Below are 25,110 nucleotides of genomic sequence, written 5' to 3' on the forward strand. Positions count from 1 at the left end.
GAGAGGAGCTATCGGTAGCTGATGGAATTCGAGGACGACGCCTTCGTGCTGAACGCCCGCGCCCACGGCGAGGCGGGCGCGATCGTTGAATTCCTGACCGCGAGCCACGGCAAGTACGCCGCCCACGTGGCGGGCGGCGCCTCGCGCAGGATCAAGCCCTTCCTGCAGCCGGGCGCCCAGGTGATCGTGCGGTTCCGCGCGCGGATGGCCGACCAGTTGGGCTCGGCGACCCTGGAGCCGGTGGGCGAGGGGCCCTCGGCCCTGTTCGACGACGCCCTGGCGCTGGCGGGGCTGGCGGCCGCCGCGGCGGTGGCGGCCGGCGCCCTGCCCGAGCGCGAACCGCATCCGGGCGCCTATTTCGCCTTCGAGGCCCTGACCCGGGCGCTGGCGCACCCGGACATCTGGCCGGCGGTCTTCGTGGGTTTCGAGGCCGGCCTGCTGCAGGAGCTGGGCTTCGGCCTGGATCTCTCGAAATGCGCCGCCACCGGCAGCCTTGACGACCTGATCTATGTCAGCCCGAAGACCGGCCGGGCCGTCAGCCGCGCCGCGGGCGAGCCCTACAAGGACCGGATGCTGACGCTTCCGCCCTTCCTGCTGGGCGCCCAGGCGGGGCTGCTCCCCGGCGACGTCGGCGCCGGGCTGGCCCTAACCGGCCACTTCCTGGAAGCGTTTATCTTCAATCCGTTGAATCGGCCGCTGCCCCCCGCGCGCCTTTGGCTTGTCGACCGGCTGACTGAGGCGGGCCGGCTCTGAGGCCGCGAGGTTGCGCGCGATCATGGTCGCCGCCGCGGTGCGGATCCAAGGCTCGATGACCGCGGGCAGGCGGACCAGGACCCGCTGGGGCGGGCCGCCCGGGTCGCGCGGCGACGGCTTCAGGATGATCTCCAGACGGTTCATCCCGGCGCAGACCACGCGCGCGGACTCCATGTCGCGCCAGCGGATCATCCGGGTGGCGGAGAGGCGGACGCCCGCCGCGCCGATCTCGGCTGTCGGCCAGGGGCGGATGAGGCCGGCGATCACCGGCGTCGCGCCGAGCGCCATCAGGGCCGCCGCCGCGATCGCCGTCAGCCGCAGCGGCAGGCCGCCGGGGAGGTCGAACTGCTGGGCCGCCGCCAGCCCGGTGACGAAGGCGCCGGCGACGCCCAGCCAGGAGGCGGCGATCAGCACCTGGTCGACCTTCTCCGCGGGCGACACTTCGAGCGTCTTCAGGGTGGCCGGATCGACGTCCGGCGCGGTCATCGTGCCCATCCGGATCGCCAGCATGGCGGTCGGCGCCAGCACCAGCAGGGCCGCCAGCGCGGCGTAGCGCACCGCATCGGGGCCGATCACCAGGGCGAAGGTGGAGACCGCCATGATCGAGGAGATCAGGGCGCTCTGGGCGCTCGCGCGGAAATTCTGGATCAGCATCTCGTCCCTGGGCATGTCGGCGGAGATCTCGCCAGCCTGGCCGACAGGGGTACCGACTGCGACCTAAGGTTCGCCAAACGAACGTGGTTATCGGATCGTGACACGCTCCTGCGCGGGCGGGGTCCAGGGCGTTCTGGAACCACGAAAAACACGAAAAACACGAAAGAGCTTGTCCACGATCCACACGATCCACACGAACGGGCGCAGGCGCGAGGAATAGGTCGTCTTACCGGCCGATGGCCGGTCGTTTTTGGAGGAACCCAAGCCAGCCCGCCGATCGCTCTATGCGCGGCGCTTTCGTGTATTTCGTGTTTTTCGTGGACAGAAAAACCTGGGTCCCCGCTTTCGCGGAGATGATCGGAGGATATAGGGGACGGCAGTTGGGGATGGGCTTCGCGCCACAGCGACGCGAGCGTTTCCGACGCGCTATGCTCGCCCTTCACCGAAGTTGATTCTGCCATGACCCTGCATACTCCTCCGCCCTCGGATGGCGACGGCGACCGCATCATCGACGAGCCGCTTTCGGAGGCGCTGTCACGGCGCTACCTGGCCTATGCGTTGAGCGTCATCACCGACCGGGCGCTGCCGGATGTCCGCGACGGGCTGAAGCCCGTGCAGCGGCGGGTGCTCTACGCCATGCGCGAGATGCGGCTGAACCCGGACTCCGCGCCGCGCAAGTGCGCCAAGGTCGTGGGCGAGGTGATGGGCGGCTACCACCCGCATGGCGACCAGTCGATCTATGACACCCTGGTGCGGATGGCCCAGACCTTCGCCCAGCGCTATCCGCTGGCCGACGGGCAGGGGAACTTCGGCAACATCGACGGCGATAACGCCGCGGCCATGCGCTACACCGAGGCGCGGCTGACCGAGGCGGCCATGCTGCTGCTGGACGGCATCGACGAGGACGCCGTCGACTTCAAGCCGACCTACGACGGCCAGGACGACGAGCCGGTGGTTCTGCCGACCGGCTTCCCCAATCTGCTGGCCAACGGCACCACGGGAATCGCCGTCGGCATGGCGACCTCGATTCCGCCGCACAACGCCGGCGAGCTGATCGACGCCTGCCTGCTGCTGCTCGACCAGCCTGACGCCTCGACTGAGGCCCTGATGACCCATGTCCAGGGCCCGGACTTCCCGACCGGCGGGGTGATCGTCGAGCCGCGCGCCAGCCTGCTGCAGACCTATGAGACCGGACGCGGGGGCGTGCGCCTGCGTGCGGGGTGGAGCAAGGAAGAGACCGGCCGCGGGACCTACCAGATCGTCATCACCCAGGTGCCCTACCAGGTGAAGAAGGCCGAGCTGGTCGAACAGCTGGCGGAGCTGATCGAGAACAAGAAGGCGCCGCTGCTGGGCGACGTGCGCGACGAGTCCGCCGAGGACGTGCGGCTCGTTCTCGAACCCAAGAGCCGCAACGTCGAGCCCGAAGTGCTGATGGAGAGCCTGTTCAAGCTCTCCGACCTGGAGACCCGCTTCTCGGTCAACATCAACGTCCTCGACGCGCGCGGCACGCCCGGCGTCATGGGCCTGAAGGGCGTGCTGCGGGCCTTCCTCGACCACCGGCGCGAGGTGCTGGTTCGCCGCGCCCGCCACCGGCTGGCGAAGATCGAGGCCCGGCTGCACATCCTCGACGGGCTGATGATCGCCTACCTCAATCTCGACGAGGTGATCCGCATCGTCCGCTACGAGGACGAGCCCAAGGCCAAGCTGATCGCCGCCTTCGACCTCTCGGAGATCCAGGCCGACGCCATCCTCAACACCCGGCTGCGCCAACTGGCCAAGCTGGAGGAGATGGAGCTCCGCCGCGAGCACGCCGAACTGTCGGAAGAACGGGACGGCATCATGGGCATGCTGGCCTCGGACGCGGCCCAGTGGAAGCTGGTGGGCCAGGGCCTGCGCCAGGTGAAGGCCGCCCTGAGCGAGCTGAACGTGCGCCGTTCAGTGTTCGAGGACGCGCCCCAGGTCGACGCCGAGGCCGCCATCGAGGCGATGATCGTGCGCGAGCCGATCACCGTCATCCTCTCCGACCGGGGCTGGATCCGCGCCGCCAAGGGCCGCGTCGAGGATCCCTCGGAACTGAAGTTCAAGGAGGGCGACAAGCTGGCCTTCCTGGTGCCGGCCGAGACCACCGACAAGCTGCTGATCTTCGCCTCCGACGGACGCTTCTTCACCCTGGGCTGCGACAAGCTGCCGGGCGGGCGCGGCCACGGCGAGCCGCTGCGGCTGATGATCGACCTCGAGGACAAGGTCGGCCTGCTGGACGTCTTCGTGCACAGGCCCGGGTCCAAGCGCGTGCTGGCCTCCAAGGAGGGCTACGGCTTCATCCTGCCGGAGGACGAGGCGATCGCCTTCCGCCGCGCCGGCAAACAGGTGCTGAACGCCGGCGCCAAGGGCGCGGCGGTCTGCCTGCCGGTGACCGGCGACCACCTGGCCGTGATCGGCGACAACGGCAAGATCCTGATCTTCCACACCGACGAGCTGCCGGAGATGCCGCGCGGCAAGGGCGTGAAGCTGCAGGCCTACCGCGAGGGCGGGCTGCGCGACGCCCTGGTGTTCAAGGGTGACGAGGGCGCCGCCTGGACCACCTCGGACGGGCGGACACGGGCCTGGCCCGAATGGGGCGAATGGGTGGGCAAGCGGGCCGGAGCGGGCAAGGTCGCGCCCAAGGGCTTCCCGGCCAGCAAGCGTTTCCGGCCCAAGTAGGCGCGAGATGGCGCTCCAGCTTGTCGCTCCGATCGTCGCAAGCGGGCTCGTCGTCGCGGCCTTGGCGGGCTGTCGGCGGCAGGCGGAGCCGCCGCTGCAGGCGCCGCCAGGCCTTTCCGTCGCCGAGCGGGTGCGGGTGCTGAACGCCGACGTCCTGGTGGTCGACGGCCGCCATGTTCGGCTGGCGGGCTCTGCGCCGCCGCAACCGATCCCCGACGCCCGTTGCTGGGCCGAGGCTCTGGCCGCGAAGCAGGCGACCGTGGCCGTCCGCGACCTGATCCGCGCGGCCCATGACCTGCGCATCGAGCCGACCGGCCAGACCGACGCCTACAACCGCTCGATCGCCCGCGTCCTGCTCGACAACCAGGACCTGGCGACCACCCTCCACGACGCCGGCCTGGCGGCGGATGCGCCGCGCGGCCGGTTCGGCTGGTGCGACCCGATCAGCAAGGGCGAGGCCGGAGCGCCGGACTTCCGAGCCCTGATGGACTTGAGTCCGGGGTGAGGGGGCTGTTCAGCGGGTGAACCGCGTCCGCCAACGTGCTAGACTGTCCGGGTTCACGGGTGTGGCCGTCGTCGGCTGAATGACCTGTCGGCCGGCGTCTCGACCGCGGCCCGCCTTCGCAACAAGGCTCGGGAGGTTGAGCATGCCGGCGCGGAACCATGTCGAGAATCCCTTCGAATATGTGATCGAGCGGATCAGTTGGGCCTATTCGGATATTCGTCGCGCGATCACCGCGCCGCCCCGGCGGCATGAGGCCGACCGGCCGGCGACGGTTCGCCGCATCCAGACCGCCGACCTCTGGGCGGCCTTGCGGGAGGGCTTTCACGACCTGGGCGTCGCCCGCTCCGACGTGGTCTTCATCGCCCTGTTTTATCCGATCGTCGGGCTCGTGCTGGGCTGGTTCTTCTCCAGTCTGAACCTGCTGCCGCTCGTCCTGCCCCTGGTGACCGGCTTCGCCCTGCTGGGCCCGCTCGCGGCGATCGGCCTCTACGAGATCAGCCGTCGCCTGGAGGCGGGCGCGCCGGTGTCGTGGTCGACGCCGTTCGAGGTGCTCCGCTCGCCGGCGTTCAGCTCGATCCTCGGCCTGGGCGCGATCCTGGCCCTGACCTTCTTCGCCTGGCTGGCGGCGGCCTGGGGCGTCTACGCCCTGACGCTGGGGCCGCAGCCGCCGGCGTCGCTGGGCGGCTTCCTGAGCGACGTCTTCCGCACGCCGGCCGGCTGGACGATGATCGTCGTCGGCGGCGGCGTGGGCTTCCTGTTCGCCGCCTTCGTCTTCGCCATCGGCGTGGTCTCCTTCCCCTTGATGCTCGACCGCGACGTCGGCATCGCCGCGGCCGTGCGGACCTCGCTGCGGGCGGTCGCCGCCAATCCGGGGCCGATGGCGCTCTGGGGCGCGATCATCGCCGGCGCCCTGTTCCTGGGCTCGATCCCGGTGTTCGCCGGCCTGATCCTGGTCATGCCGGTCCTTGGGCATGCCTCCTGGCGGCTCTATCGACGGGTCGTAGCGGACGCCTGAGGATAATTTTGCCGGGTGCGGGGATCCTGAGGAGCCCGCAAACCCTGCCGGTGGTGGGACGCGCAGCGATGCCGCAAGTTCTGATTGTGGCCGGCTGCGCGTCGGTTTTTTGGCCCGGGTGCGCTTGCCGGCGCGCCGGGCGGCCGGTGAATCCCGGTTAAGATTGCCGGGCAACTCTTGCCGGTGGGCGTGTTTGGCCCTGCAGAACTTGCCGCCCGGCAGGTCGCGGGTGGGCAAGAGCGGGGCCGCTTCCGGTTTTTGCCGAGTGGCGTGGACCTTTTTGCCGAGTGGCCCGCGCCTTGCGTGGCCTTCGCTGGGCAAAACGCCCCAGGTCAGCAAAACGCGACCTGTCCCTCGAAACGAAGGACAATTTCCAGTGCCGATGAATAGCGTGAATACCAACGTGGGCGCCATGACGGCGCTCCAGAACCTCTCCGCCACCCAGACGGACCTGTCGATAACTCAGACGCGCATCAACACGGGTCTGAAGGTCGCTTCGGCCAAGGACAACGGCGCCATCTGGGCCATCGCCCAGAACCAGCGGGCCACCTCCGGCTCGCTGAACGCGGTGAAGGAATCTCTCTCGCGCGGCCAGTCCACCGTGGACGTGGCCATGGCCGCCGGCGAGAGCATCTCCGATCTGCTGCTGCAGATGAAGCAGAAGGCCCTTGCGGCCTCCGACACCACCCTCGACACCAACAGCCGGGTCGCGCTGAACGACGACTTCACCTCGCTCCGCGACCAGATCCAGAAGGCTGTGGACAACGCCGAGTTCAACGGCGCCAACATGATCAAGGCGACCGCCTCGAACCCCTCGACGGTGATGGCCCTGGCCAACGCCGACGCCAGTCAGGTGATCACGGTCGCCGCCCAGGACCTGTCTCTGGGATCGACGGCGCTCAGCGGGATCACGGCGACCTCCTCGATCGGCGCGCAGTCCACGGCCGCGTCGATGATCACGATCGTCAACAGCGCGATCACCGCGGTCTCCAGCGCCCTGTCCAAACTGGGCACGGGCTCGCGGTCCCTGGCCAGCCACCTGACCTTCGTCGGCAAGCTCCAGGACACCCTGGACGCCGGCGTCGGCAACCTGGTGGACGCCGACCTGGCGAAGGAAAGCGCCAAGCTCCAGGCGCTGCAGACCAAGCAGCAGCTGGGCGTCCAGGCGCTCTCTATCGCCAACCAGTCGAGCTCGGTCTTGATGTCTCTCTTCCGCTAATATTCGGCGCTGCGCTGGCGGGGGGCGAAGTCCCCCCGTCAGCAAGGCGGCGTCCGCAGGACGGCCCGCCTTTGACAGGATCGGCCCCGCGCCCCCGCGCACGCCTTGACATTGCAAGGCGCCCATGCGCCCTTCCGCGGCTCGTAAAACAGCCAATTTCCCCAGAGAAATGCACGCCTACCGCACGCATACCTGCGGCGCGCTTCGCGCCGCCGACACCGGCAAGACGGTCCGCCTGTCCGGCTGGATCCACCGCAAGCGCGACCACGGCGGCTTGATCTTCATCGACCTGCGCGACCACTACGGTCTGACGCAGCTGGTCGTCGGTCCGTCGAACCCTGGCTTCAGCCTGCTCGAGCACCTGCGCGCCGAGAGCGTCATCCGCATCGACGGCGAGGTGGTGGCCCGCACGCCCGAGACGGTGAACCCCAATCTGCCGACCGGCGAGATCGAGGTGCAGGCCGCCGAGATCGTCGTCATCTCCGCAGCGGCCGAGCTGCCGTTGCCGGTCTTCGGCGAGCCGGAATATCCCGAAGAGATCCGGCTGAAGAACCGCTATCTCGACCTGCGGCGCGAGACGCTCCACCGCAACATCGTGCTGCGCTCCAAGGTCATCCAGTCGATCCGTAACCGGATGATCGGCCAGGGCTTCCTGGAGTACCAGACGCCGATCCTGACGGCCTCCAGCCCGGAGGGCGCGCGCGACTTCCTGGTGCCGTCGCGGCTGCACCCGAGCAAGTTCTACGCCCTGCCGCAGGCGCCCCAGCAGTTCAAGCAGCTGCTGATGGTCGCCGGTTTCGACCGCTATTTCCAGATCGCGCCCTGTTTCCGCGACGAAGACCTGCGCGCCGACCGCTCGCTCGAGTTCTACCAGCTCGACGTCGAGATGAGCTTCGTGACGCAAGAGGACGTCTTCGCCGCTATCGAGCCCGTCATGCATGGCGTGTTTGAAGAGTTCGGCGCCGGCAAGCCGGTGACCGCCTATCCCTTCCCGCGGATCCCGTACCGAGAGGCGATCGCCAAATACGGCTCCGACAAGCCCGACCTGCGCAACCCGATCCAGATGCAGGACGTCTCCGAGGGCTTCCGCGGCGGCGGCTTCGGCCTGTTCGCCAAGATCCTGCAGGACCCCAAGAACGCGGTGTGGGGCATCCCCGCGCCGAAGGGCGGCTCCAGAGCCTTCTGCGACCGGATGAACTCCTGGGCGCAGGGCGAGGGCCAGCCGGGCCTCGGCTACATCTTCTGGAGCGAGGACCAGGGCGGCTGGGGCGGCCCGATCGCCAAGAACCTCGGTCCGGAGAAGACCGAGGCGGTCATGGGCCAGCTGGGCATGGGGCAGGGCGACGCGGCCTTCTTCGTCGCCGGCGACCCGAAGGTCTTCTACAAGTTCGCGGGGTCTGCGCGCACCAAGGTCGGGACCGACCTAAAGCTGGTCGACGAGGACCGCTTCGAGTTCGTCTGGATCGTCGACTTCCCGATGTTCGAGTGGAACGAGGACGAGAAGCGCGTCGACTTCTCGCACAACCCCTTCTCCATGCCGCAGGGCGAGATGGAGGCGCTGGAGACCAAGGATCCGCTCGACGTCCTGGCCTACCAGTACGACATCGTCTGCAACGGCTACGAGCTGTGCTCGGGCGCGATCCGGAACCACCGGCCCGACCTGATGCTGAAGGCCTTCGAGACCGCCGGCTACGGCCCGGACGTGGTCGAGGCGGAGTTCGGCGGCATGCTCAACGCCTTCCGCCACGGCGCCCCGCCGCACGGCGGCCTGGCGCCCGGGATCGACCGGATCGTCATGCTGCTGGCCGGCGAGAGCGCCATCCGCGAGGTCATCGCCTTCCCGCTGAACCAGCAGGGCCAGGATCTGCTGATGAACGCGCCCTCCGAAGTCGCCGACAAGCAACTGAAAGAGCTGCACATCCGCCTCGCGCCTCAGCTGAAGGTCTAGCTCTTTGATCCCTCTCCCCGCGTGCGGGGAGAGGCGTTCATCAAGGCTCCGCCACCAGGAAACGCGGCGCGGGCGGCGGGCCAGGCGGCACGGGCGGCGCTGGCGGCAGCGGCGGGCGCACATGGATCATCAGCCGCGCCGCGCAGATCCTTGCGTTCAGGCCTGGCGGGAGGCGGGTGCGGCCATCGGCGCAGGCCTCGTCGAGCTGGTCCTGATCCAGGCCGCGGGCGCGCGAGAGGTCGGCGCCGGCGAGGATGGCGTGGTCGAGATCGGCGCCTTCGAAATCCGCCCCGTCGAAGCTCGCGCCGGCGAAGCTGGCGCTTCCCAGGTCCGCGCCGTGGAACGAAGCCTTGTCGAAGCGGCCGGCGTTGAGCATCGCGCCGCGCATTTCCGCCCCATCGAAGTCCGCGCCGCGCGCGTCGCTGCGGCTGAATATCGCGCCCGTCAGCGCCGCGCCCTCCAGGTCGGTCCCTTTCAGGGAGGCGCCGGTGAAATTGGCCCCCATGGCCTCGGCGCCCTCGAGATCGGCGCCGGCGAGGTTGGCCCCGGCGAAGCTCACCCCATGGGCTGCGGCCCCCCGCAGCCGTGCGCGGGACAGGTTGGCGCCGGAGAAGTTCGCGCCCAGGAAGCTCGCGCCGGAAAGATCGGCCCGCGACAGGTCCGCGCCGACGAAGACCGAGCCCAGGAACCGCGCCTGCCGGAGGTCGGAGCCGATCAGCACGGCGCCGGAGAAGTTCGCGCCCATGAAGTGCGCGCCGGCCAGCTTGCGTCCGGAAAGCTCGCATTTCGGACAGGCGCCGCCGAAGGCGTCCCGCCGGGCGACCACCGTCTTATCGCCCGCCAGGGCGCCGCCGGGGAGGGCGGCCGCGATGAGGGCTGCAACGCTGGCCAGAAGGAAAAGCTTCAAATGAGAAATCCTGCCACAGGCTCACCATCTGATGCCGCCAGGCCTGCGGCGCCACTTAATTCGCAGTAATTTTGAAGTGCTTAGCCGGTCTGGTCTTCGCTGGTGCGGGCTGCGCGGGTCCCGCAGGTCTGGCAGATCATCGCCTGGCCCTTGCGCACCACGGCGATGTCGCCGCAGGCCGCGCAGACCTCGGCGGCCTCGTAGGCGCCCGGGCGGTTGACCACCGGCAGGAAGACCAGGTTGTCGGGCGCCGCCCCGCGCGAGAAGCCGCGGGAGATGAAGCGGCTGGCCGGCTGCGGCGCGTCCAGTCCGGTTTCGCCGCTCCCGCCGCCCAGGCCGTCGGCGTTCAGTTCGCCGGGGTCGGAGTTGGCGAGGTCGTCGCGGCGCAGATAGGAGATGCCCAGCTCGCGGAAGATGTAGTCGAGGATCGAGGTCGCCGACTTCACCGAGTCGTTGCCGGTGACCTCGCCGGCCGGTTCGAAGCGGGTGAAGACAAAGGCGTCGACGAATTCGTCGAGCGGCACGCCGTACTGCAGGCCGATCGAGACCGCGATGGCGAAGTTGTTCATCAGCGAGCGGAAGGCGGCGCCTTCCTTGTGCATGTCGATGAAGATCTCGCCGAGCTCGCCGTCGTCGTACTCGCCGGTATGCAGATAGACCTTGTGGCCGCCGACGCCGGCCTTCTGGATATAGCCCTTGCGGCGGTCAGGCAGTTTGCGCCGGGTGCGGTCGCGCTCGACGATCCGCTCCACCACCCGCTCTTCCAGCGGAGGCGGCGGGGCTTCGCGCGCGACGGCGGGCCTGGGCGCTTCGGTGAGGGCCGGGAGGTCGAGCTCGAGCCCGAGCGGGGCCGGCGCGCGGCGGACCCGCACGGGGATCGGGCAGGCCAGGGCGTCGCGGACCGCCGCCAGATCGGCGTCCCAGGGCAGCATGCGCTCGAGCAGGGCCGGCGCGGCCAGGGCCGGGTCGATAGCCTGCAGCATGGCGACCCGCGGCCCTTCGCCCATGTCCTCGGCGGTGCGGAAGACGCGGGCCTGGTCGGGCCTTAGGTCGTGGGCGTCCCACACCCCGCCGCAGCCGAGCGCATAGGTCTGCGCCGCGGCGATCTCGTCCTCGCCGAAACCGGCGAGCGCCAGCACGTCCAGGGACGGATCGGCCAGCTGTTCGGCGGTGGCGCCCAGGACGTCGCGCACGAAGCCCTCGCCGATCACCGCCGGCGAAAAGGCGTCGGCCAGGCGCGGGACCAGGGACAGGACCGTCTCGGCCGCGGCGATCTCATGGCCGGTGAAGCCGCGCGCGGTCAGCGCGCGATGGTCGACGCCCGGGGCGTCGCGAAGCTCGCCGCGGCCCAGCAACTGACCGCGCAACTCGGCGGCGTCGAGGCCAAGCATCGCGAATCCGCGGATCGCGGCGTCTGAGAGGACCCGCACGGTCGCGCCGTCCGACGTCTGCGCCAGGGTGACGGCGCCGGCGAAGGGCGCGACGGCGAGGTCGCCGCCGCCAAGGCGCAGCGACAGCTCAGGATCCGTAAAGGCGGCCACGCCCCCCTTCAGCGGCGCGCCGCAGGCGCGCACGGCGGCGGCGGCGGCGAGGTAGAGCTCGCGGGCGGTCTCGCGGCCGGCCTCGCTGTCGTAGTCGAGCCCGTGCGCCGCCAGCCAGTCGCCGACGCCCGCCAGGCCGAGATGCGCAGGCCCGCCGCTCGCCGCGGCCAGGGCCTGGGCGAGCAGCACGACGGCGGCTTCAAAGCCGGCGATGTCGAAGCCGTCGTTTGACCAGAAGGCCATCAGGTCGACGCCGCCCCGCACGGCCCGTGGCGAGTCCGCCATGGCTTCAGCGGCGGCGCGCGACGGCGCGAGCACGATCGAGCCCGTGGCGTGGGCGGCGAGCGCCGCCGCCCGAGCCACCTCCCCCTCGAGGGCCTCGGGCGGGGCGGCGAGCACCAGGCGCACGGACTCCGGCGCGACCGGCGGCGGAGAGACCCGCCACTCGACCTCGCCAGCCCTCGCCAGGGAGATCGCCTCGAGCACCGTGGCGGCGGACGCCCCGGCCTGACGCGCGGCGTGGGCGGCCCGGGCGAGGCCCGGGTTGCGGGCCGGATCGGCGCAGGCCGCGGCCTCGCCCTCGCAACGGAGCACGGCGTCCATCACCGCCTGCAGGCGCGCGCCGAGTTCGGCGGCGGCCGCCGCGGCGGCCTGTTCGCCACGGAACCCGGCGACCAGCTCGCGCAGCGCCTGCGGCGCGTTGGCTCGGTCCCGGACCTGTCCGTCGACGTCGAGGACGGCCGGCGCCCGGCTCTGGGGCGCGCCGCCGATGGCGACGGCGCCGCTCAGCATGGCGGCGCTCAGCGCGTCGCGGAATTCCGTCCGCTCGGCGACGTCCTTGACCAGGCCCTTGGCCAGGGCGCGGCGGGTGAGGGTCTCGGCGAACTCGCCGACGGCGGCGGCAAGGTCGGTCTCGCCGCCGGCCCAATCGATCCAGGCCTCGACCCGCGCGTCGGTCCAGCCGCAGGGCGCCCGCGCCGTCACGACACGGTCCTCGAGCTCCAGCTCCCGCTCTTCGATTCCGCCCGGCGGAACTTGGTGGCCCATTACGCGACTCCCGATCGCGAAAGATTAGGCGGCTCCACAGTTCGCGAGCAATAGATATGGTGGGCGCGCGACCATTCATCCCCAACATCTTGCATTCGGGAGCCGGCTGAGCGGCGCTGGACGCTCGGGGGCCGTCCGCCTATAGTCGCGCCGCATCGGCCCTCCCCGAAACAGCCCGCAAGAGTCCCCGTGTCGCTCCTGAAGACGATCTTCACCTGGTGGAACGGCGCCACCGCCGGCATCCACTTCACCATCGCCAAGCGCGGCGTGTTCGTGGGCCAGGACGAGTTCGGGTCCCGCTATTACGAGGCCAAGGACACCAGCGACAGCTACGACAACCACAAGCGGCGCTGGGTGATTTTCAACGGCTACGCCGAGGCCTCCAAGGTCCCGCCGGAATGGCACGGCTGGCTGCACCACACCTTCGCCGAGCCGCCGACGACCGAGCCGCTGCTGCGCCGGTCGTGGGAAAAGGACTACCAGCCGAACCTGACGGGCACGATCCACGCCTACAAGCCGAAGGGCGCGATCGGCCGCGGCGGCGAACGCCAGAAGGCGACCGGCGACTACGAGGCCTGGAAGCCCGAATAGGGTCCGGGAGGCCGCCGATGACCCGCCCCACCGCTCTCGCCAGAACTGCCCGACGCGGCGTCTGGCTGACCGGCGTCGTCGCCATGGCGGCCGCGGGCCTGGTCTCGGCCCAGCCGATCCCCGCTGTCCCCAGCGCGCCCGCGCCGGGCCAGGCCGCGCCGCCCCAGGGCGTCGACGGCCCCGCGGAGCCCGAGGAGGCGCCGCCGCAGGAAGTTCCGACGCCCGCGCCCGTGGTCGTCCCGTCGATCTCCGAGAAAGAGATCACGCCCGCGACTCCGCCGGCGGCCGCGCCGGCGCCGGACAAGCCGCCCGCGCCGCTGCGGCGGGCGCGCTACGACGTGGCCGTGCTGGAGGCGCTCGACAAGATCACCGCAGAGACCCTGGTGTTCGAGGCGCCTGTCGGCAGGCCGGTGCGCTACAAGGGCCTGATCTTCACCGTGCGCGCCTGCGAGCGCTCGACTCCGGAAGAGGCGGTGGAGGATTCCATCGCCTATCTGACGATCGACTCCCAGCCCCGCGCCGAGGCTGGCCACGCGACGCCGCCGGCGCGGCAGGTGTTCAAGGGCTGGATGTACGCCTCGTCGCCGGGGCTGCATCCGTTGGAGCATCCGGTCTACGACGCCTGGGTGATCAACTGCAGGGCGGCGGCGCCCCCGGCGGTCGCCAGCCGCTGAAACTCGGCCCCCTCCGAGCCGGTTGGGACGCGCAGAGCCTTCGCCAGCCGCGTCCGATACTCCTGCCTGGGGATCTCCTCGGCCCCAAATCGCGCCAGGTGCTCGGTGAGGAACTGGGTGTCCAGCAGCTCGAAGCCTCCGGCGATCAGCCGGGCGACCAGATGCACCAGCGCCACCTTCGAGGCGTCGGTCCGGCGTGAGAACATGCTCTCGCCGAAGAAGGCGCCCTTCAGCGCCACCCCGTAGAGGCCGCCCACCAGTTCGCCGTCCAGCCAGCACTCGACGCTATGGGCGTGACCCAGCTCATGCAGCTGGCTGTAGAGCCGCTCAATCGGGCCGTTGATCCAGGTCTCGGTGCGATCCGGCGCGATCTCGGCGCAGGCGGCCACCACCTGGGCAAATGCGCTGTCGGTGCGGATCTCGAAGGGCTCCGCGCGCACCGTGCGGGCCAACCGGCGGGGAATGTGAAAACGGTCCAGCGGGATCACGCCCCGCCGCTCCGGATCGATCAGGAAGACCCGCACGTCCTCCCGCGCGTCCGCCATCGGAAACACGCCGCGGGCGTAGCAGTCCAGGAGCTCGCGGGCGCCGAAGTGGTCCATGGCGGGAGTTTAGCGGGGGCGCTCGGCTTCCGGAAAGCGGATGGTGGGGTGACGGGGGGCAGCTACGGCATTCACACAGCTGCGCAGGGGGCGCAAATGCCGCAACGCCCCCTCCGTCTCGCCTTCGGCGATCCACCTCCCCCGCGTTGCGGTGGAGGATCTGGGCCGTAGATGCTCCACCGCAACGCGGGGGAGCTCCCGCGAAGCGGGTGAGGGGGCGTTCGGCCTCTATGCAGGCTCCCGCGCCGACCTGTGAATCGCCTAGCCCTGCGCAGGGGAGGCGAAATCTACGCCGCCTGCGCCTTCATCCAGTTTTCCAGCCAGTGGATATTGTAGTCGCCCCGGATGATGTCCGGGTTGGCCAGCAGTTCCTGGAAGAGGGCGATGTTGGTGTCGATGCCGGCGACGACGATCTCGCCCAGGCAGCGGTTCATCCGGGCGATGCATTCGGCCCGGTCGCGGCCATGGACGATCAGCTTGCCCACCAGGCTGTCGTAGTAGGGCGGGATCGTATAGCCGGCGTAGAGGGCGGAATCGAGCCGGACGCCCAGGCCGCCGGGGGCGTGGAAGTCGGTGACCAGGCCCGGCGAGGGGGCGAAGGTCTTGGCGTTCTCGGCGTTGATCCGGCACTCGATGGCGTGGCCTTCGAAGATCACCTCGTCCTGGCCGAACGACAGCGGCAGGCCGGCGGCGATGCGGATCTGCTCGCGCACCAGATCGATGCCGGTGATCGCTTCCGTCACCGGATGCTCCACCTGCAGACGGGTGTTCATCTCGATGAAGAAGAACTCGCCGTTCTCGTAGAGGAACTCGATGGTGCCGACGCCGAGGTAGCCGATGGCCTTGACCGCATCGACCACCACCTTGCCGATCTTGGCGCGGTCGGCCGCGTTGATGACCGGGGAGGGGGCTTCCTCCAGCACCTTCTGGTGGCGGCGCTGCAGCGAGCAGTCGCGTTCGCCCAGGTGGCAGACGTTGCCGAAGCTGTCGGCGATCACCTGCAGCTCGATGTGCCGCGGCGTCTGCAGATAGCGTTCGAGATAGACCGCGTCGTCGCCGAAGGCGGCCTTGGCCTCGGCGCGGGCGGTCTGCACCGCCTCGACCAGGTCGTCCTCGGTCTGGGCCACCTTCATGCCCCGGCCGCCGCCGCCGGCGGCCGCCTTGATGAGCACCGGAAAGCCGATCTCGCGCGCGGCGTCGAGCGCCTCCTCCTCGGTCGTGACCCCGCCGTTGGAGCCGGGCACCACGGGGATGCCGGCGTCCTTCACCGCCTGCTTGGCGGTGATCTTGTCGCCCATCAGCTTGATGTGCTCGGGCTTGGGACCGATGAAGGTGAAGCCGTGGGCCTGGACGATCTCGGCGAACCGGGCGTTCTCCGACAGGAAGCCGTAGCCCGGGTGGATGGCCTGGGCGCCGGTGATCTCCGCTGCGGCGATGATCGAGGGGATGTTCAGGTAGCTCTTGGCCGCGGGGGCCGGCCCGATGCAGACGCTCTCGTCGGCCAGCCGCACCCACATGGCGCCGGAATCGGCCTCCGAGTGCACGGCCACGGTGGAGATGCCCATCTCCTTGCAGGCCCGGTGCACCCGCAGCGCGATTTCGCCGCGGTTGGCGATGAGGATCTTGTCGAACATCGTCCTACTCGATGACGGCGAGAAGCTCGCCGAACTCGACGGGCTGGGCGTCAGCGATCAGGATCTCGACAACGCGGCCGCCCTTGGGCGCCGGGATCGGGTTCATGGTCTTCATCGCTTCGACGATGAACAGGGTCTGGCCGGTGGTGACCGTGTCGCCGACCTTGACGAAGGGATCGGCGCCCGGCTGCGGCTGCAGGTAGACGGTGCCGACCATCGGCGATTTGACCACGTCGCCGGCTGCGCGCGTCGGCGCTGCGGGGGCGGCGGCCGGGGCCGGCGCGGCGGGGGCCGCCGCGGCCGCGGCGACCGGCGCAGGCGGCGGATCGGCGGCGTACTGGACGAGGGGCGCGGCCGTCAGGGTCTTGGCCACGCGGATCTTCAGCCCCGCGTGCTCCACCTCGATCTCGGACAGGCCGGTCTCGGTGAGGATGTCGGCCAGCTTGCGCACCAGGCGCGCGTCGATCGGATCGGCAGGAGCCTTGGGACCATTAGCCATTCGTTCGTCCTTGCTTTCTTTTCGAGGGCTCAGCGGGCGAGTGTGCTGGATCTGAAGTTCGTCAACGCGTGGGCGTGCGTCCGTGCGAACTTCAGATCCAAAAAGCACATTCGAAACATAGGCTTGCTAGTGTCCTTCTCGATCCCGAAGTTCGTCGGAGCCCGCCGGGGGCGCTTGCGAACTTCGGGATCGGGACACTAGCCCCGCGGCCGCCTCGACAGCCAGTTCATAGCTCGCGGCGCCGAAGCCGGAGACGACGCCCGTCGCGGCGAGCGAGACATAGGTGTGCCGCCGGAAGTCTTCGCGCGCCGCCGGATTGGACAGGTGGCACTCGACCACCGGCAGCTCGGCGGCCTTCAGGGCGTCGAGGATGGCCACCGAGGTGTGGCCGTAGCCCGCGGGGTTGATGACGATCGCGCAGGCCTGCTGGCGGGCCTCCTGGATCCAGTCGATCAACTCGCCCTCATGGTTGGATTGGCGGAACACGAGTTCGCGGCCGAGCGCTTTCGCGCGCGCTTCGCACCGGAGGCGCACGTCCTCCAGCGTCTCGCGTCCATAAATCTCCGGCTCTCGCGCGCCCAAGAGGTTGAGATTGGGACCGCTCAGCACATAGATCGGTTTCGACATTGGGCTCCGCCGTCGATTCCGCGGTCTTGTACCGGGGCTCGGCAGGGGTCACAAGCGCGCCGGAGGATGCGCCCATGAACTTGACCGTCAACGGAGAGACCCGAAGCCTTGCAGGCGTGACCGATGTCGCGTCCCTGGTGGCGGCGCTTGGCCTCGACGGACGCAAGGTGGCGGTCGAGCGGAACCTGGAGATCGTGCCGCGTTCGGCGTACGAGAGGACGTCGCTGGAAGACGGCGACCGCATCGAAATCGTGCATTTCATTGGAGGCGGCTGACGTGGACGGATCCCAAAGCCCAGAAGACACCTGGTCGGTCGCGGGCCGTACGTTTCGGTCACGCCTGATCGTCGGCACCGGCAAGTACAAGGATTACGCCCAGAACGCGGCGGCGGCCGAGGCCGCGGGCGCCGAGATCGTCACCGTGGCGCTGCGGCGGGTGAACCTGTCCGACCCCAGCCAGCCGATGCTGGTCGACTATGTGAAGCCCGACCGCTTCACCTTTCTTCCCAACACCGCGGGCTGCTTTACGGGGGAGGACGCGGTCCGCACCCTGCGCCTGGCGCGCGAGGCCGGCGGCTGGGACCTGGTGAAGCTCGAGGTGCTGTCCAACACCAAACACCTGCTCCCCGACATGGAGGAGACGCTGCGGGCGCTGAAGATGCTGGTCGCCGACGGCTTCCAGGTGATGGTCTATTGCTCGGACGATCCGGTCTACGCCCAGAAGCTGGAAGAGGCCGGGGCGGCGGCCATCATGCCGGCGGCCGCGCCGATCGGCTCGGGGCGGGGGATCCAGAACTTCCTCAACCTCGGCCTGATCATCGAACAGTCGAAGGTGCCGGTGCTGGTCGACGCCGGCGTCGGCACGGCCTCCGATGCCGCGCTGGCCATGGAGATCGGTTGCGACGCCGTGCTGATGAACACCGCCATCGCCGAGGCGCGCGACCCGATCCGCATGGCGCGGGCGATGAAACACGCCGTGATCGCCGGCCGCGACGCCTATCTCGCCGGCCGCATGCCCAAGCGCCTGTACGCCGACGCCTCCTCGCCGCTGTCGGGGTTGATCTAGATCGACTAGAGCCCTTCCCACTCGCGTTGAATCAACGCGAGTGGACGAGAAGGGCTCTCACTAAGAAGCGACGACCCTGTTCGCCCCACCTGACTTGCCTCAAGTCAGGTGGGACAGGGTCTAGAGCGTGACAGCCGCAAGTGGATGCCGGTTGCGGCGGCCGTCACGCTCTAAACTCTTGAAGATAGACCCTTTTAGCCCGGTTCAGATGATTCCACCTGAACCGGGAAGGGGCTAGCCGACGGGCTTCAGCTTGCCCGCCTTGGCGACGGTGATGGCGGCCCTGACCGCGGCCAGGTCAGCCCCCGGCACGAGCTTGTCGCCGATGACGAAGGCCGGTGTGCCCTCCAGGTGAAGCCCGGTGGCGAGCGCGCGGGTGTCGAGGATCTGGCGGGCGATGGCCGGGTCTTCGGCGGCCTTGCGGGCCGCGGCGGGATCGACCCCGGCGGCCTGCATGTGGCGATCGAGAGCGTCCTCGGTCAGCGCCTTCTCGGCCATCCAGCCCTGGTGGACCTCGAGCCCCTTGGCCTTGACCTGCGGGGTCAGGGCGAGCTTGGCCGCGGTTTCAGAGACGTCGCCGAAAATCGGGAACTCCTTGAAGACGAAGCGGACGTCAGGGTTCTCGCGGATCAGCTGGAGGATCTGGGGCGCGGCGATCTTGCAGTAGCTGCAGCGGTAGTCGAAGAACTCGACGACGGTGATCCGGCCGTTGGGATTGGCGACGAAGTCGCGCGGATCGCGCTCCAGCTGGCTGCGGAACTTGCCGAGCGCGTCGCTCGAGGCCTTGGCCTGCGCGGCCCGGTCCTTTTCCTGAAGCTTGTCGGCGGCCTCACGGATCACCTCGGGGTGTTCCATCAGATAGGCGTGCACGCGCTTGCCGAAGGCCTCGTCGTTGGATTTCTGACAGCCGGAAAGAGCCAGGGCGGCGGTAAGCGCCAGAGCAGCGCCGAGGACGATCTTCATACGCCTGAAATAGGCTGCGTCAGGCCCGATAGCCAGCCCGGAGCCGGGCTATTCAGTGAACCTGGGCCTGCGAGATCGCGCCCTCGCGGGCCAGCTGCTGCAGGTCGTCCTTGCTCGGCTTGGAGACCAGGACGATGTCGGTCGCGCGCCGCCAGTCGGGGGTGTTCTTCGGCAGCTTCTCGCGCGCGCGCATGGCGAAGATGCGCGCCTGGGTCATGTCGCCGATGTTGAACTGGTATTCCGCCGTCGACAGTCGGGCGAGACCCTCCTTGCCGCGCTTGTCATAGCCCTGGGCGAGCAGGCGCCAGGCCTCGGCGTTGTCCTGTTCCTCGGTCAGCGACTTCTTCAGCTCGGCGATGCCCTCGTCGACCTTGGCGTTGTCGTCCAGTGCGATCAGGGTCTGGCCGAGGTTGACGTGCAGCAGCGGCGCGTCCGGCTTCAGCTGCACAGAGCGCCGCTGGGGCTCCTCGGCTTCCTTGGCGCGGCCGAACTCGAACAGGATCTGGCCCTTCAGCTCCCAGAGGTAGGGGTTGTTCGGCTGCTCCTGCAGCAGGGCGTCGATCAGCTTCAGGGCCTTGTCCGGCTCCTTCAGCTGGTAATAGGCGATCGAACGGGCGTAGCGGGCCGGATAGCTCTTGTCGGTCTCGGCGTACTTCACGATCGCGGTCTGCGGATTGATGAAGCCGTCGAGCTTGGCCTTCATGATGGCGTGCTCGGCCATCCCCGTGGCGCTGTCGGTCTCAGTGTAGTGCGCCTGGTGCTCGACCCGCATGCGCAGGGCGTCGATCCGGTCGGACGAGAGCGGGTGGCTGCGGAAATAGGCGTAGCGCCGGGCCTCGTCGAACACCTCCTGATAGCGGAAGTTGTCGAAGAAGTCGGCCAGACCCCTTCCGGACAGCCCTGCCTTTTCAAGGAGGGTGGCGCCGGCCTGGTCGGCGCGGGATTCCTGCTCGCGGCTGTAGCCCATGGCGCCCAGGGTCCCGAAGTAGCCGGCGCTGCCCATCAGCCCGACCGCCGCGTCGCCGGAACCGGCGAGCGCCGCCAGCACGCCCAGGCCCATGGTCAGCAGGAAGGGGCGCATGCCGGCGCGGCTCATCTCGCCCGAGCGGGCGCTGTGGCCCGCCGCGAGGTGGCCGACTTCGTGGGCGATGACGCCCTGCAGCTCGTTGGGATTCTTGGTCTCAAGGATCAGACCGGTGTTGATGCCCATCAGCCGCGGCGCGGCGAAGGCGTTCAGGTCCTTGGAGCCGATGAGGGCGATCTGGACGGTCTTGGGGTCGATGCCCGCAGCCTTGAGGATCGGCTCGGCGTCCTTGTGCAGGATCTCTTCGATCTCAGTGTCGCGGATCAGGGTCTCGCGGTCGTCCTGCGCGGCGGCTACGCCGGGCCGGATGACCAGACTCGCGGTGAGCAGCGCCGCGAGAACGAGACGGGAGACGGACCGGGCTGGGGCGACCATGCGCAACTCTCTTTAGCCGTCCCCCGAAAGCTCATCCAAGCCTAAAGCGTTTCCGGCCCGGGTGAAACCACCCGGGCCGGAGAAGCTCAAGACCTAACCCCGCCGCCACCAGCCGCGGCGCGGGGCCGGCGGGGGAGACGTGATCTCGGACGGATCGGGCTCGCGCGGCGCAGGGGCCGGAGCGGGTTCCGCGGCGGCTTCGGCCATCACAGGCTCGGCCATTACTGGCGCCGGTCGGGGCGCGGGCGCCTCGACCACGGGCTCGGCGGCCGGCGGGGCCTCGACCGGAGCCGCTTCGACCGACTCAGCCGCGACAGGCTCAACCTTGGCCTTCCGGCTGCGGCTGCGCGGCTTCTTGGCCGGCGGGGCCTCCTCGGCGACGACCGGAGCCTCGACCGGTTCAACGATCACCGGCTCAGGCTGCAGCTGGGCCTCCGCCACCGCGTCCACGATTGCGGGCTCGGGGCTCGTCTCGGCGGCGGCTTCGCCCCGGCTGCGGCCACGGCTGCGGCGCGCACGCTTCGGCTTGTCCTCGACGGCGGGCAGCTCGACCCAGATGTCCTCGTCAGAAGACGGCGCGGGCCGGGCGAGCGAAGGCGCAGGCGCCTGCACCGCTTCGGCGGCGATCGCCGTCGGAGCGGGCTCGGGGCGCGGCGGCCGCGAGTCGTTGGCCGGCTGCGGGGCGGCGGCGCGCTTCAGGTCCTCGGCCGGGTCGAACCAGACGAACGGATCCTCGCCGTAGGGCACCCAGGGACGGGTCCAGGCGTAGACGTCCTGCGGACGCCCGTCGTCGCGCATCCGGCGACCACCTCTGCGGCCGCGGCGACGACGCCGGCTGCCGAAGCCGCCGTCCTCGTCGTCCTGCTGGGCCTCGGCCGGGACCGGCGGGCGCTCTTCGCCCGCGTCGCGGACCTCGCGCACCTCGCGGCCGTCTTCGCCGCGCCGACGCCGACGCCGACGACGGCGTCGACCGCCTTCGCCGTCCTGCTGGGCTTCCTCGCCCGGCGCACGGGCGACGCCGCGCTCGCCCTGCGGGCGGGCCTCGGCGGCTTCCAGAGCCTCGTCTTCGTCCTCTTCGTCTTCGTCCTCGTCTTCGAGCTCGACCTCGTCTTCGTCCTCTTCTTCGTCGAACTCGACTTCGTCGTCGTAGGCGTCTTCCGCCGAGGGCAGGGCGGCCGGCGTCGCCGCCAGCAGCGGCGCAGCGTGCTCGGCGCGGGTCTCGGTCGCCGTGCGCTCGATCAGGCAGTCGGCATGGGCCATCTCGTCATCGATGACGATGGTGACATAGAGGCCGAGCGTCTGGTGCAGCCGCGCCAGATGGGCGCGCTTCTCATTGAGGATGTAGAGGCCGACGGCGCGCGGCACGGTGAGGGTGGCTTCGCCGCCGCCCTTCAGCGCCTCGATCTCCATCGACCGCAGGGCCGCCAGAGCGCTCGATTCGACCGAGCGCACCCGGCCGGTGCCGGCGCAATGTTCGCAGACGTGGGTGGTGCCCTCCAGCACGCCGGTGCGGCGGCGCTGGCGGCTGATCTCCATCAGGCCGAACGGGCTGATCTTGCCCATCTGCACCCGGGCGCGATCGTCCTTGAGGGCGTCCTTCAGCTTCTTCTCGACGGCCCGGTTGTTCTTGGACTCGTCCATGTCGATGAAGTCGATGACGATCAGGCCGGCCAGGTCGCGCAGGCGCAGCTGGCGGGCCGTTTCTTCGGCGGCCTCCATATTGGTCTTCAGCGCCGTGGCTTCGATGTTCCGCTCGCGGGTGGAGCGGCCGGAGTTCACGTCGACGGCGACCAGCGCCTCGGTCTGGTTGATCACCAGATAGCCGCCGGAGCGCAGCGGCACGACCGGCGTATAGATCTGCGACAGGTGGTCTTCCACCTTGTGCTTGACGAAGAGCGGCGTCGGCTCGCGGTACAGCTGCACCTTCTTGGCCTGGCTCGGCATCAGCATGCGCATGAAGTCGCGCGCTTCGCGGAAGCCGGCGTCGCCCTCGACGAAGACCTGATCGATGTCCTTGTCGTAGAGATCGCGGATGGCGCGTTTGACGAGGTCTTCTTCCTCGTAGATCAGCGCCGGCGCGATCGAGTGAAGGGTCCGCTCGCGGATGTTCTCCCACAGCCGCAGCAGATACTCGTAGTCGCGCTTGATCTCCGCCTTGGTGCGCTTGGCGCCGGCGGTCCGCACGATCAGCCCCATGCCCTGGGGCACGTCGAGGCCCTGGACGATGGTCTTCAGACGCTTGCGGTCGGTGATCGCGGTGATCTTGCGGCTGATGCCGCCGCCGCGGGCGGTGTTGGGCATCAGGACGCCGTAACGACCGGCCAGCGACAGATAGGTGGTGAGCGCCGCGCCCTTGTTGCCGCGCTCTTCCTTGACGACCTGAACCAGCATGATCTGCCGGCGGCGGATCACTTCCTGGATCTTGTACTTGCGCATCAGCCGCCGGCGACGCCGGGCGACTTCTTCTTCCATGACGTCGTCGTCGTCCTCGGAGACGGCGCTCGAGTCGTCGTCATCCTCGTCGTCGGACGCCGCCGCGCGGCCGCGCGGCTCGTGGTGGTCGTCCTCGTCCTCGGCCTCTTCGCGCAGCAGGGCTTCGCGGTCGGCGAGCGGGATCTGATAGTAGTCCGGGTGGATTTCGTTGAAGGCCAGGAAGCCGTGCCGGTTGCCGCCGTATTCGATGAAGGCGGCCTGGAGCGAAGGCTCGACCCGCGTCACCTTGGCGAGATAGATATTGCCCCGGAGCTGCTTTCTGTTCTGGCTTTCGAAATCGAAGTCTTCAACGCGGTTCCCGTCGACCACCACCACACGCGTCTCTTCTGCGTGAGCGGCGTCGATCAACATCGTCTTTGTCATAAATCGAATCTCCACGGCGCGCGGCGGGCGTTTCAGCCCCGCGCAGCCGGCTTGTGGGACGAGCGCGCGCTGAGCCGCGGACGACGCCGAATTCGGCGTCCCGGGCGGCGTTTAGGCCGACGAAGGCTTGAGCTGCGCAGCTCATCGGATGTGTTCCCTGGCGCACCCAGACGGGCGCGGAACGGAGGATGCGTCGTGGCCGACCCACATTTCAGAGGGGGGGCCGTCGCCGACGCCGGCTAGCGCGCAACTTCGCCCTGCTCGAAGCCGGGGCGGCTCGTCACGCGGGCGCACAGTGCAACACTGAGCTGCAAATTGGAAGCGTTCCGAACGGAAGCCGGTCGGAAAGGTCTTATTAACCGATTGGCTACGCCCCTGCGTCTAAATGATGTCTTCTATCCATCTGCGACCGGACTAGGTTTGCGGCGATGTTCAGGCGAGTGAGGCAATTCGTGGGCGGGAGGCGGCGCGGTCTGCTGATCGCGGCCGCAGCCGTGCTCGGCCTGGCCGCGGTCGCCGCCTCCCACGCCGCCACGGTGAGCGCCGGCCTGCTCAAGATCCGTCTCGGCGGGGACGCGACGCAAACGCGAATCGTCATCGATCTCGACCATGCGGCCACCGGCAAGGTGATCGCCGACGGCGCCGACGACCGGCGCGTGGTGCTGGTGCTGCAGGGCGCCGCCACCGAGGGGACGCAAGGCGCGGGCGTCGGCCTGGTGAAGGCCTGGGTCGCCGACCAGACGGCCGGCGGGGCGCGGCTGCGCATCGACCTGTCCGCCGACGGGCGCATCAAGCGCCGCTTCCTGCTGCCGCCCGCCGACGGGATCGACCACTATCGCTACGTCGTCGACATCGCGCCGCTGGAGGCGGCCCCGGTCCGCCCGACCAAGGCGGCCGCGCCGACGGCCGTCCGGCTGCGCGCGCCCCTGCCGTTGAAGAAGGTGGTGGTGATCGACGCCGGCCATGGCGGGAACGACCCCGGCGCCCGCGGGGCGATGGGCCTGGAGAAGGACATCAACCTCGTCGCCGCCCTGGCGCTGAAGGCCCAGCTCGAGCGGACCGGCCGTTACAAGGTGGTGATGACCCGCGAGGCCGACGTCTATGTGCCGCTGGAGGACCGGGTGCGCGTGGCCCAGCGCTCCGACGCCGACCTGTTCATCTCCCTGCACTCGGATTCCGCGGCCGAGCCCGGCCTGCGCGGCGTCAGCGTCTACACCCTGTCCGACAAGGCCTTCGCCCGGGCGACCCGCTTCGTGAAGGCCGACGACTGGTTCATGCGCGCCAGCCTGACCTCCGATCCCGGGGTCAGCGACATTCTGTTCGACCTCACCCAACGGGCCACCAAGAACCGCTCGGCGACCTTCGCCGAAAGCCTGGTCGGCAAGCTCGACGGCCGCGCCCCCCTGTTGCGTCGCAGCCATCGCAGCGCCGGCTTCATGGTCCTGCTCGCCCCCGACGTCCCGGCGGTGCTGCTGGAGATGGGCTTCCTCTCCAACGCCCAGGACGAACAGCGCCTGCGCGACCCGCACCAGCGCGCCGAGCTGGTCGAAGGGGTCGCCGCCGCCATCGACGACTATTTCGCTGAAAGCACCCGGATCGCCGCCCGCTGACGCGAGGGCTTCCTGCGCTCCTCCCCTGCGAAGCGCTATGGGATGCACACATCTCCAAAAAGCCAAGGAAGTGTCCCTTCTCCCCTTGTGGGAGAAGGTGTCGGCGAAGCCGACGGATGAGGGGGCTCGCGGAGATTGCCGTTCTGTTTCGTGGTCTTACGCGGATGGGGCGTTCGACCCCTCATCCGACCCGCTGACGCGGGCCACCTTCTCCCACAAGGGGAGAAGGATTTCTCATGGC

Annotated in this window: 21 protein-coding genes; 11 read left to right on the forward strand and 10 right to left on the reverse strand. The window is 69.5% G+C overall.

Features of this window, described 5'->3' with window-relative positions; all coding sequences use genetic code 11:
- Positions 1-21: 21 nt before the first annotated feature.
- On the forward strand, positions 22-753 hold the full coding sequence (gene recO, locus ACSQ2B_RS01395; protein WP_436046682.1) for a DNA repair protein RecO: 732 nt from the start codon (positions 22-24) through the stop codon (positions 751-753).
- Here recO and ACSQ2B_RS01400 read toward each other — a convergent pair.
- Complete coding sequence (locus ACSQ2B_RS01400) at positions 646-1,422, reverse strand: hypothetical protein (protein ID WP_436046683.1); 777 nt, start codon at positions 1,420-1,422, stop codon at positions 646-648. The genes recO and ACSQ2B_RS01400 overlap by 108 nt on opposite strands.
- A 444-nt stretch (positions 1,423-1,866) precedes the next feature.
- Here ACSQ2B_RS01400 and parC point away from each other — a divergent pair, with 444 nt between their 5' ends.
- The 5 genes from parC to aspS all read left to right on the forward strand — a co-directional run bounded on the left by parC (position 1,867) and on the right by aspS (position 8,794).
- A complete protein-coding gene (gene parC / locus ACSQ2B_RS01405) occupies positions 1,867-4,107 on the forward strand; it encodes a DNA topoisomerase IV subunit A (RefSeq protein WP_436046684.1) in 2,241 nt (746 codons plus the stop codon).
- 7 nt (positions 4,108-4,114) lie between these two features.
- On the forward strand, positions 4,115-4,612 hold the full coding sequence (locus ACSQ2B_RS01410; RefSeq protein WP_436046686.1) for a thermonuclease family protein: 498 nt from the start codon (positions 4,115-4,117) through the stop codon (positions 4,610-4,612).
- Positions 4,613-4,754: 142 nt separating this feature from the next.
- A complete protein-coding gene (locus tag ACSQ2B_RS01415) occupies positions 4,755-5,627 on the forward strand; it encodes a DUF2189 domain-containing protein (protein WP_436046687.1) in 873 nt (290 codons plus the stop codon).
- 376 nt (positions 5,628-6,003) lie between these two features.
- The gene (locus ACSQ2B_RS01420; protein WP_436046689.1) at positions 6,004-6,846 is read left to right on the forward strand and encodes a flagellin; all 843 of its coding nucleotides are present in this window, start codon (positions 6,004-6,006) and stop codon (positions 6,844-6,846) included.
- Between the two features lie 169 nt (positions 6,847-7,015).
- A complete protein-coding gene (aspS, locus tag ACSQ2B_RS01425; RefSeq protein WP_436046691.1) occupies positions 7,016-8,794 on the forward strand; it encodes an aspartate--tRNA ligase in 1,779 nt (592 codons plus the stop codon).
- Between the two features lie 40 nt (positions 8,795-8,834).
- On the opposite strand, the gene ACSQ2B_RS01430 is transcribed toward aspS, so the two are convergent.
- Both ACSQ2B_RS01430 and ACSQ2B_RS01435 read right to left on the reverse strand, forming a co-directional pair.
- Complete coding sequence (locus ACSQ2B_RS01430) at positions 8,835-9,701, reverse strand: pentapeptide repeat-containing protein (RefSeq protein WP_436046693.1); 867 nt, start codon at positions 9,699-9,701, stop codon at positions 8,835-8,837.
- A gap of 80 nt (positions 9,702-9,781) precedes the next feature.
- Positions 9,782-12,289 (reverse strand): TSCPD domain-containing protein, encoded by a 2,508-nt coding sequence (locus ACSQ2B_RS01435; protein WP_436046695.1) that lies wholly within the window; start codon positions 12,287-12,289, stop codon positions 9,782-9,784.
- A 189-nt stretch (positions 12,290-12,478) separates the two neighbouring features.
- Between ACSQ2B_RS01435 and ACSQ2B_RS01440 the strand changes: the two genes are divergently transcribed.
- Together ACSQ2B_RS01440 and ACSQ2B_RS01445 are read left to right on the forward strand one after the other, a co-directional pair.
- On the forward strand, positions 12,479-12,880 hold the full coding sequence (locus tag ACSQ2B_RS01440) for an NADH:ubiquinone oxidoreductase subunit NDUFA12 (protein ID WP_436046697.1): 402 nt from the start codon (positions 12,479-12,481) through the stop codon (positions 12,878-12,880).
- 17 nt (positions 12,881-12,897) lie between these two features.
- Positions 12,898-13,554 (forward strand): DUF2155 domain-containing protein, encoded by a 657-nt coding sequence (locus ACSQ2B_RS01445; RefSeq protein ID WP_436046699.1) that lies wholly within the window; start codon positions 12,898-12,900, stop codon positions 13,552-13,554.
- Here the strand turns inward: ACSQ2B_RS01445 and aat are convergent.
- The 4 genes from aat to aroQ form a co-directional block, all read right to left on the reverse strand.
- The gene (gene aat, locus ACSQ2B_RS01450; RefSeq protein ID WP_436046701.1) at positions 13,494-14,156 is read right to left on the reverse strand and encodes a leucyl/phenylalanyl-tRNA--protein transferase; all 663 of its coding nucleotides are present in this window, start codon (positions 14,154-14,156) and stop codon (positions 13,494-13,496) included. The genes ACSQ2B_RS01445 and aat overlap by 61 nt on opposite strands.
- 287 nt (positions 14,157-14,443) lie before the next feature.
- Positions 14,444-15,790 carry an acetyl-CoA carboxylase biotin carboxylase subunit gene (gene accC, locus ACSQ2B_RS01455; RefSeq protein ID WP_436046702.1) on the reverse strand — a complete coding sequence of 449 codons (1,347 nt, stop codon included), beginning with the start codon at positions 15,788-15,790 and terminating at the stop codon, positions 14,444-14,446.
- Between the two features lie 4 nt (positions 15,791-15,794).
- Complete coding sequence (gene accB / locus ACSQ2B_RS01460; RefSeq protein ID WP_436046703.1) at positions 15,795-16,289, reverse strand: acetyl-CoA carboxylase biotin carboxyl carrier protein; 495 nt, start codon at positions 16,287-16,289, stop codon at positions 15,795-15,797.
- 126 nt (positions 16,290-16,415) lie between these two features.
- Positions 16,416-16,916, reverse strand: a complete 501-nt coding sequence (gene aroQ / locus ACSQ2B_RS01465; protein ID WP_436046705.1) for a type II 3-dehydroquinate dehydratase — start codon at positions 16,914-16,916, stop codon at positions 16,416-16,418.
- 74 nt (positions 16,917-16,990) lie between these two features.
- On the opposite strand from aroQ, the gene thiS reads away from it, so the two are divergent.
- The gene (thiS, locus tag ACSQ2B_RS01470) at positions 16,991-17,191 is read left to right on the forward strand and encodes a sulfur carrier protein ThiS (RefSeq protein WP_436046707.1); all 201 of its coding nucleotides are present in this window, start codon (positions 16,991-16,993) and stop codon (positions 17,189-17,191) included.
- Positions 17,172-17,981, forward strand: coding sequence for a thiazole synthase (locus ACSQ2B_RS01475; protein WP_436049546.1), 810 nt, complete (start codon positions 17,172-17,174; stop codon positions 17,979-17,981). Before thiS ends, ACSQ2B_RS01475 begins: the two co-directional genes overlap by 20 nt.
- A gap of 234 nt (positions 17,982-18,215) precedes the next feature.
- Here ACSQ2B_RS01475 and ACSQ2B_RS01480 read toward each other — a convergent pair whose 3' ends face one another.
- The 3 genes from ACSQ2B_RS01480 to ACSQ2B_RS01490 all read right to left on the reverse strand — a co-directional run bounded on the left by ACSQ2B_RS01480 (position 18,216) and on the right by ACSQ2B_RS01490 (position 23,259).
- Positions 18,216-18,944: a DsbA family protein gene (locus ACSQ2B_RS01480; protein WP_436046709.1), complete on the reverse strand. Its 729-nt coding sequence runs from the start codon at positions 18,942-18,944 to the stop codon at positions 18,216-18,218.
- A gap of 52 nt (positions 18,945-18,996) precedes the next feature.
- The gene (locus ACSQ2B_RS01485; protein WP_436046711.1) at positions 18,997-20,403 is read right to left on the reverse strand and encodes a M48 family metalloprotease; all 1,407 of its coding nucleotides are present in this window, start codon (positions 20,401-20,403) and stop codon (positions 18,997-18,999) included.
- A 93-nt stretch (positions 20,404-20,496) separates the two neighbouring features.
- Positions 20,497-23,259, reverse strand: coding sequence for an Rne/Rng family ribonuclease (locus tag ACSQ2B_RS01490; protein WP_436046713.1), 2,763 nt, complete (start codon positions 23,257-23,259; stop codon positions 20,497-20,499).
- Between the two features lie 452 nt (positions 23,260-23,711).
- Here ACSQ2B_RS01490 and ACSQ2B_RS01495 point away from each other — a divergent pair, with 452 nt between their 5' ends.
- Positions 23,712-24,869, forward strand: a complete 1,158-nt coding sequence (locus ACSQ2B_RS01495) for an N-acetylmuramoyl-L-alanine amidase family protein (protein ID WP_436046715.1) — start codon at positions 23,712-23,714, stop codon at positions 24,867-24,869.
- Positions 24,870-25,110: the final 241 nt, after the last annotated feature.

This window comes from Phenylobacterium sp. LjRoot225, assembly GCF_964252855.1.
Lineage (GTDB): Bacteria > Pseudomonadota > Alphaproteobacteria > Caulobacterales > Caulobacteraceae > Phenylobacterium.

Excerpts from the sequence above, each read along its gene's own strand:
- parC (WP_436046684.1), top strand. The coding sequence starts at position 1,867 with ATGACCCTGCATACTCCTCCGCCCTCGGATGGCGACGGCGACCGCATC.
- thiS (WP_436046707.1), top strand. The coding sequence starts at position 16,991 with ATGAACTTGACCGTCAACGGAGAGACCCGAAGCCTTGCAGGCGTGACC.
- ACSQ2B_RS01400 (WP_436046683.1), bottom strand. The coding sequence starts at position 1,422 with ATGCCCAGGGACGAGATGCTGATCCAGAATTTCCGCGCGAGCGCCCAG.
- aat (WP_436046701.1), bottom strand. The coding sequence starts at position 14,156 with ATGGACCACTTCGGCGCCCGCGAGCTCCTGGACTGCTACGCCCGCGGC.
- aroQ (WP_436046705.1), bottom strand. The coding sequence starts at position 16,916 with ATGTCGAAACCGATCTATGTGCTGAGCGGTCCCAATCTCAACCTCTTG.
- accB (WP_436046703.1), bottom strand. The coding sequence starts at position 16,289 with ATGGCTAATGGTCCCAAGGCTCCTGCCGATCCGATCGACGCGCGCCTG.
- ACSQ2B_RS01490 (WP_436046713.1), bottom strand. The coding sequence starts at position 23,259 with ATGACAAAGACGATGTTGATCGACGCCGCTCACGCAGAAGAGACGCGT.
- aspS (WP_436046691.1), top strand. The coding sequence starts at position 7,016 with ATGCACGCCTACCGCACGCATACCTGCGGCGCGCTTCGCGCCGCCGAC.
- ACSQ2B_RS01410 (WP_436046686.1), top strand. The coding sequence starts at position 4,115 with ATGGCGCTCCAGCTTGTCGCTCCGATCGTCGCAAGCGGGCTCGTCGTC.
- ACSQ2B_RS01415 (WP_436046687.1), top strand. The coding sequence starts at position 4,755 with ATGCCGGCGCGGAACCATGTCGAGAATCCCTTCGAATATGTGATCGAG.
- ACSQ2B_RS01480 (WP_436046709.1), bottom strand. The coding sequence starts at position 18,944 with ATGAAGATCGTCCTCGGCGCTGCTCTGGCGCTTACCGCCGCCCTGGCT.
- ACSQ2B_RS01485 (WP_436046711.1), bottom strand. The coding sequence starts at position 20,403 with ATGGTCGCCCCAGCCCGGTCCGTCTCCCGTCTCGTTCTCGCGGCGCTG.
- ACSQ2B_RS01445 (WP_436046699.1), top strand. The coding sequence starts at position 12,898 with ATGACCCGCCCCACCGCTCTCGCCAGAACTGCCCGACGCGGCGTCTGG.
- ACSQ2B_RS01435 (WP_436046695.1), bottom strand. The coding sequence starts at position 12,289 with ATGGGCCACCAAGTTCCGCCGGGCGGAATCGAAGAGCGGGAGCTGGAG.
- accC (WP_436046702.1), bottom strand. The coding sequence starts at position 15,790 with ATGTTCGACAAGATCCTCATCGCCAACCGCGGCGAAATCGCGCTGCGG.
- recO (WP_436046682.1), top strand. The coding sequence starts at position 22 with ATGGAATTCGAGGACGACGCCTTCGTGCTGAACGCCCGCGCCCACGGC.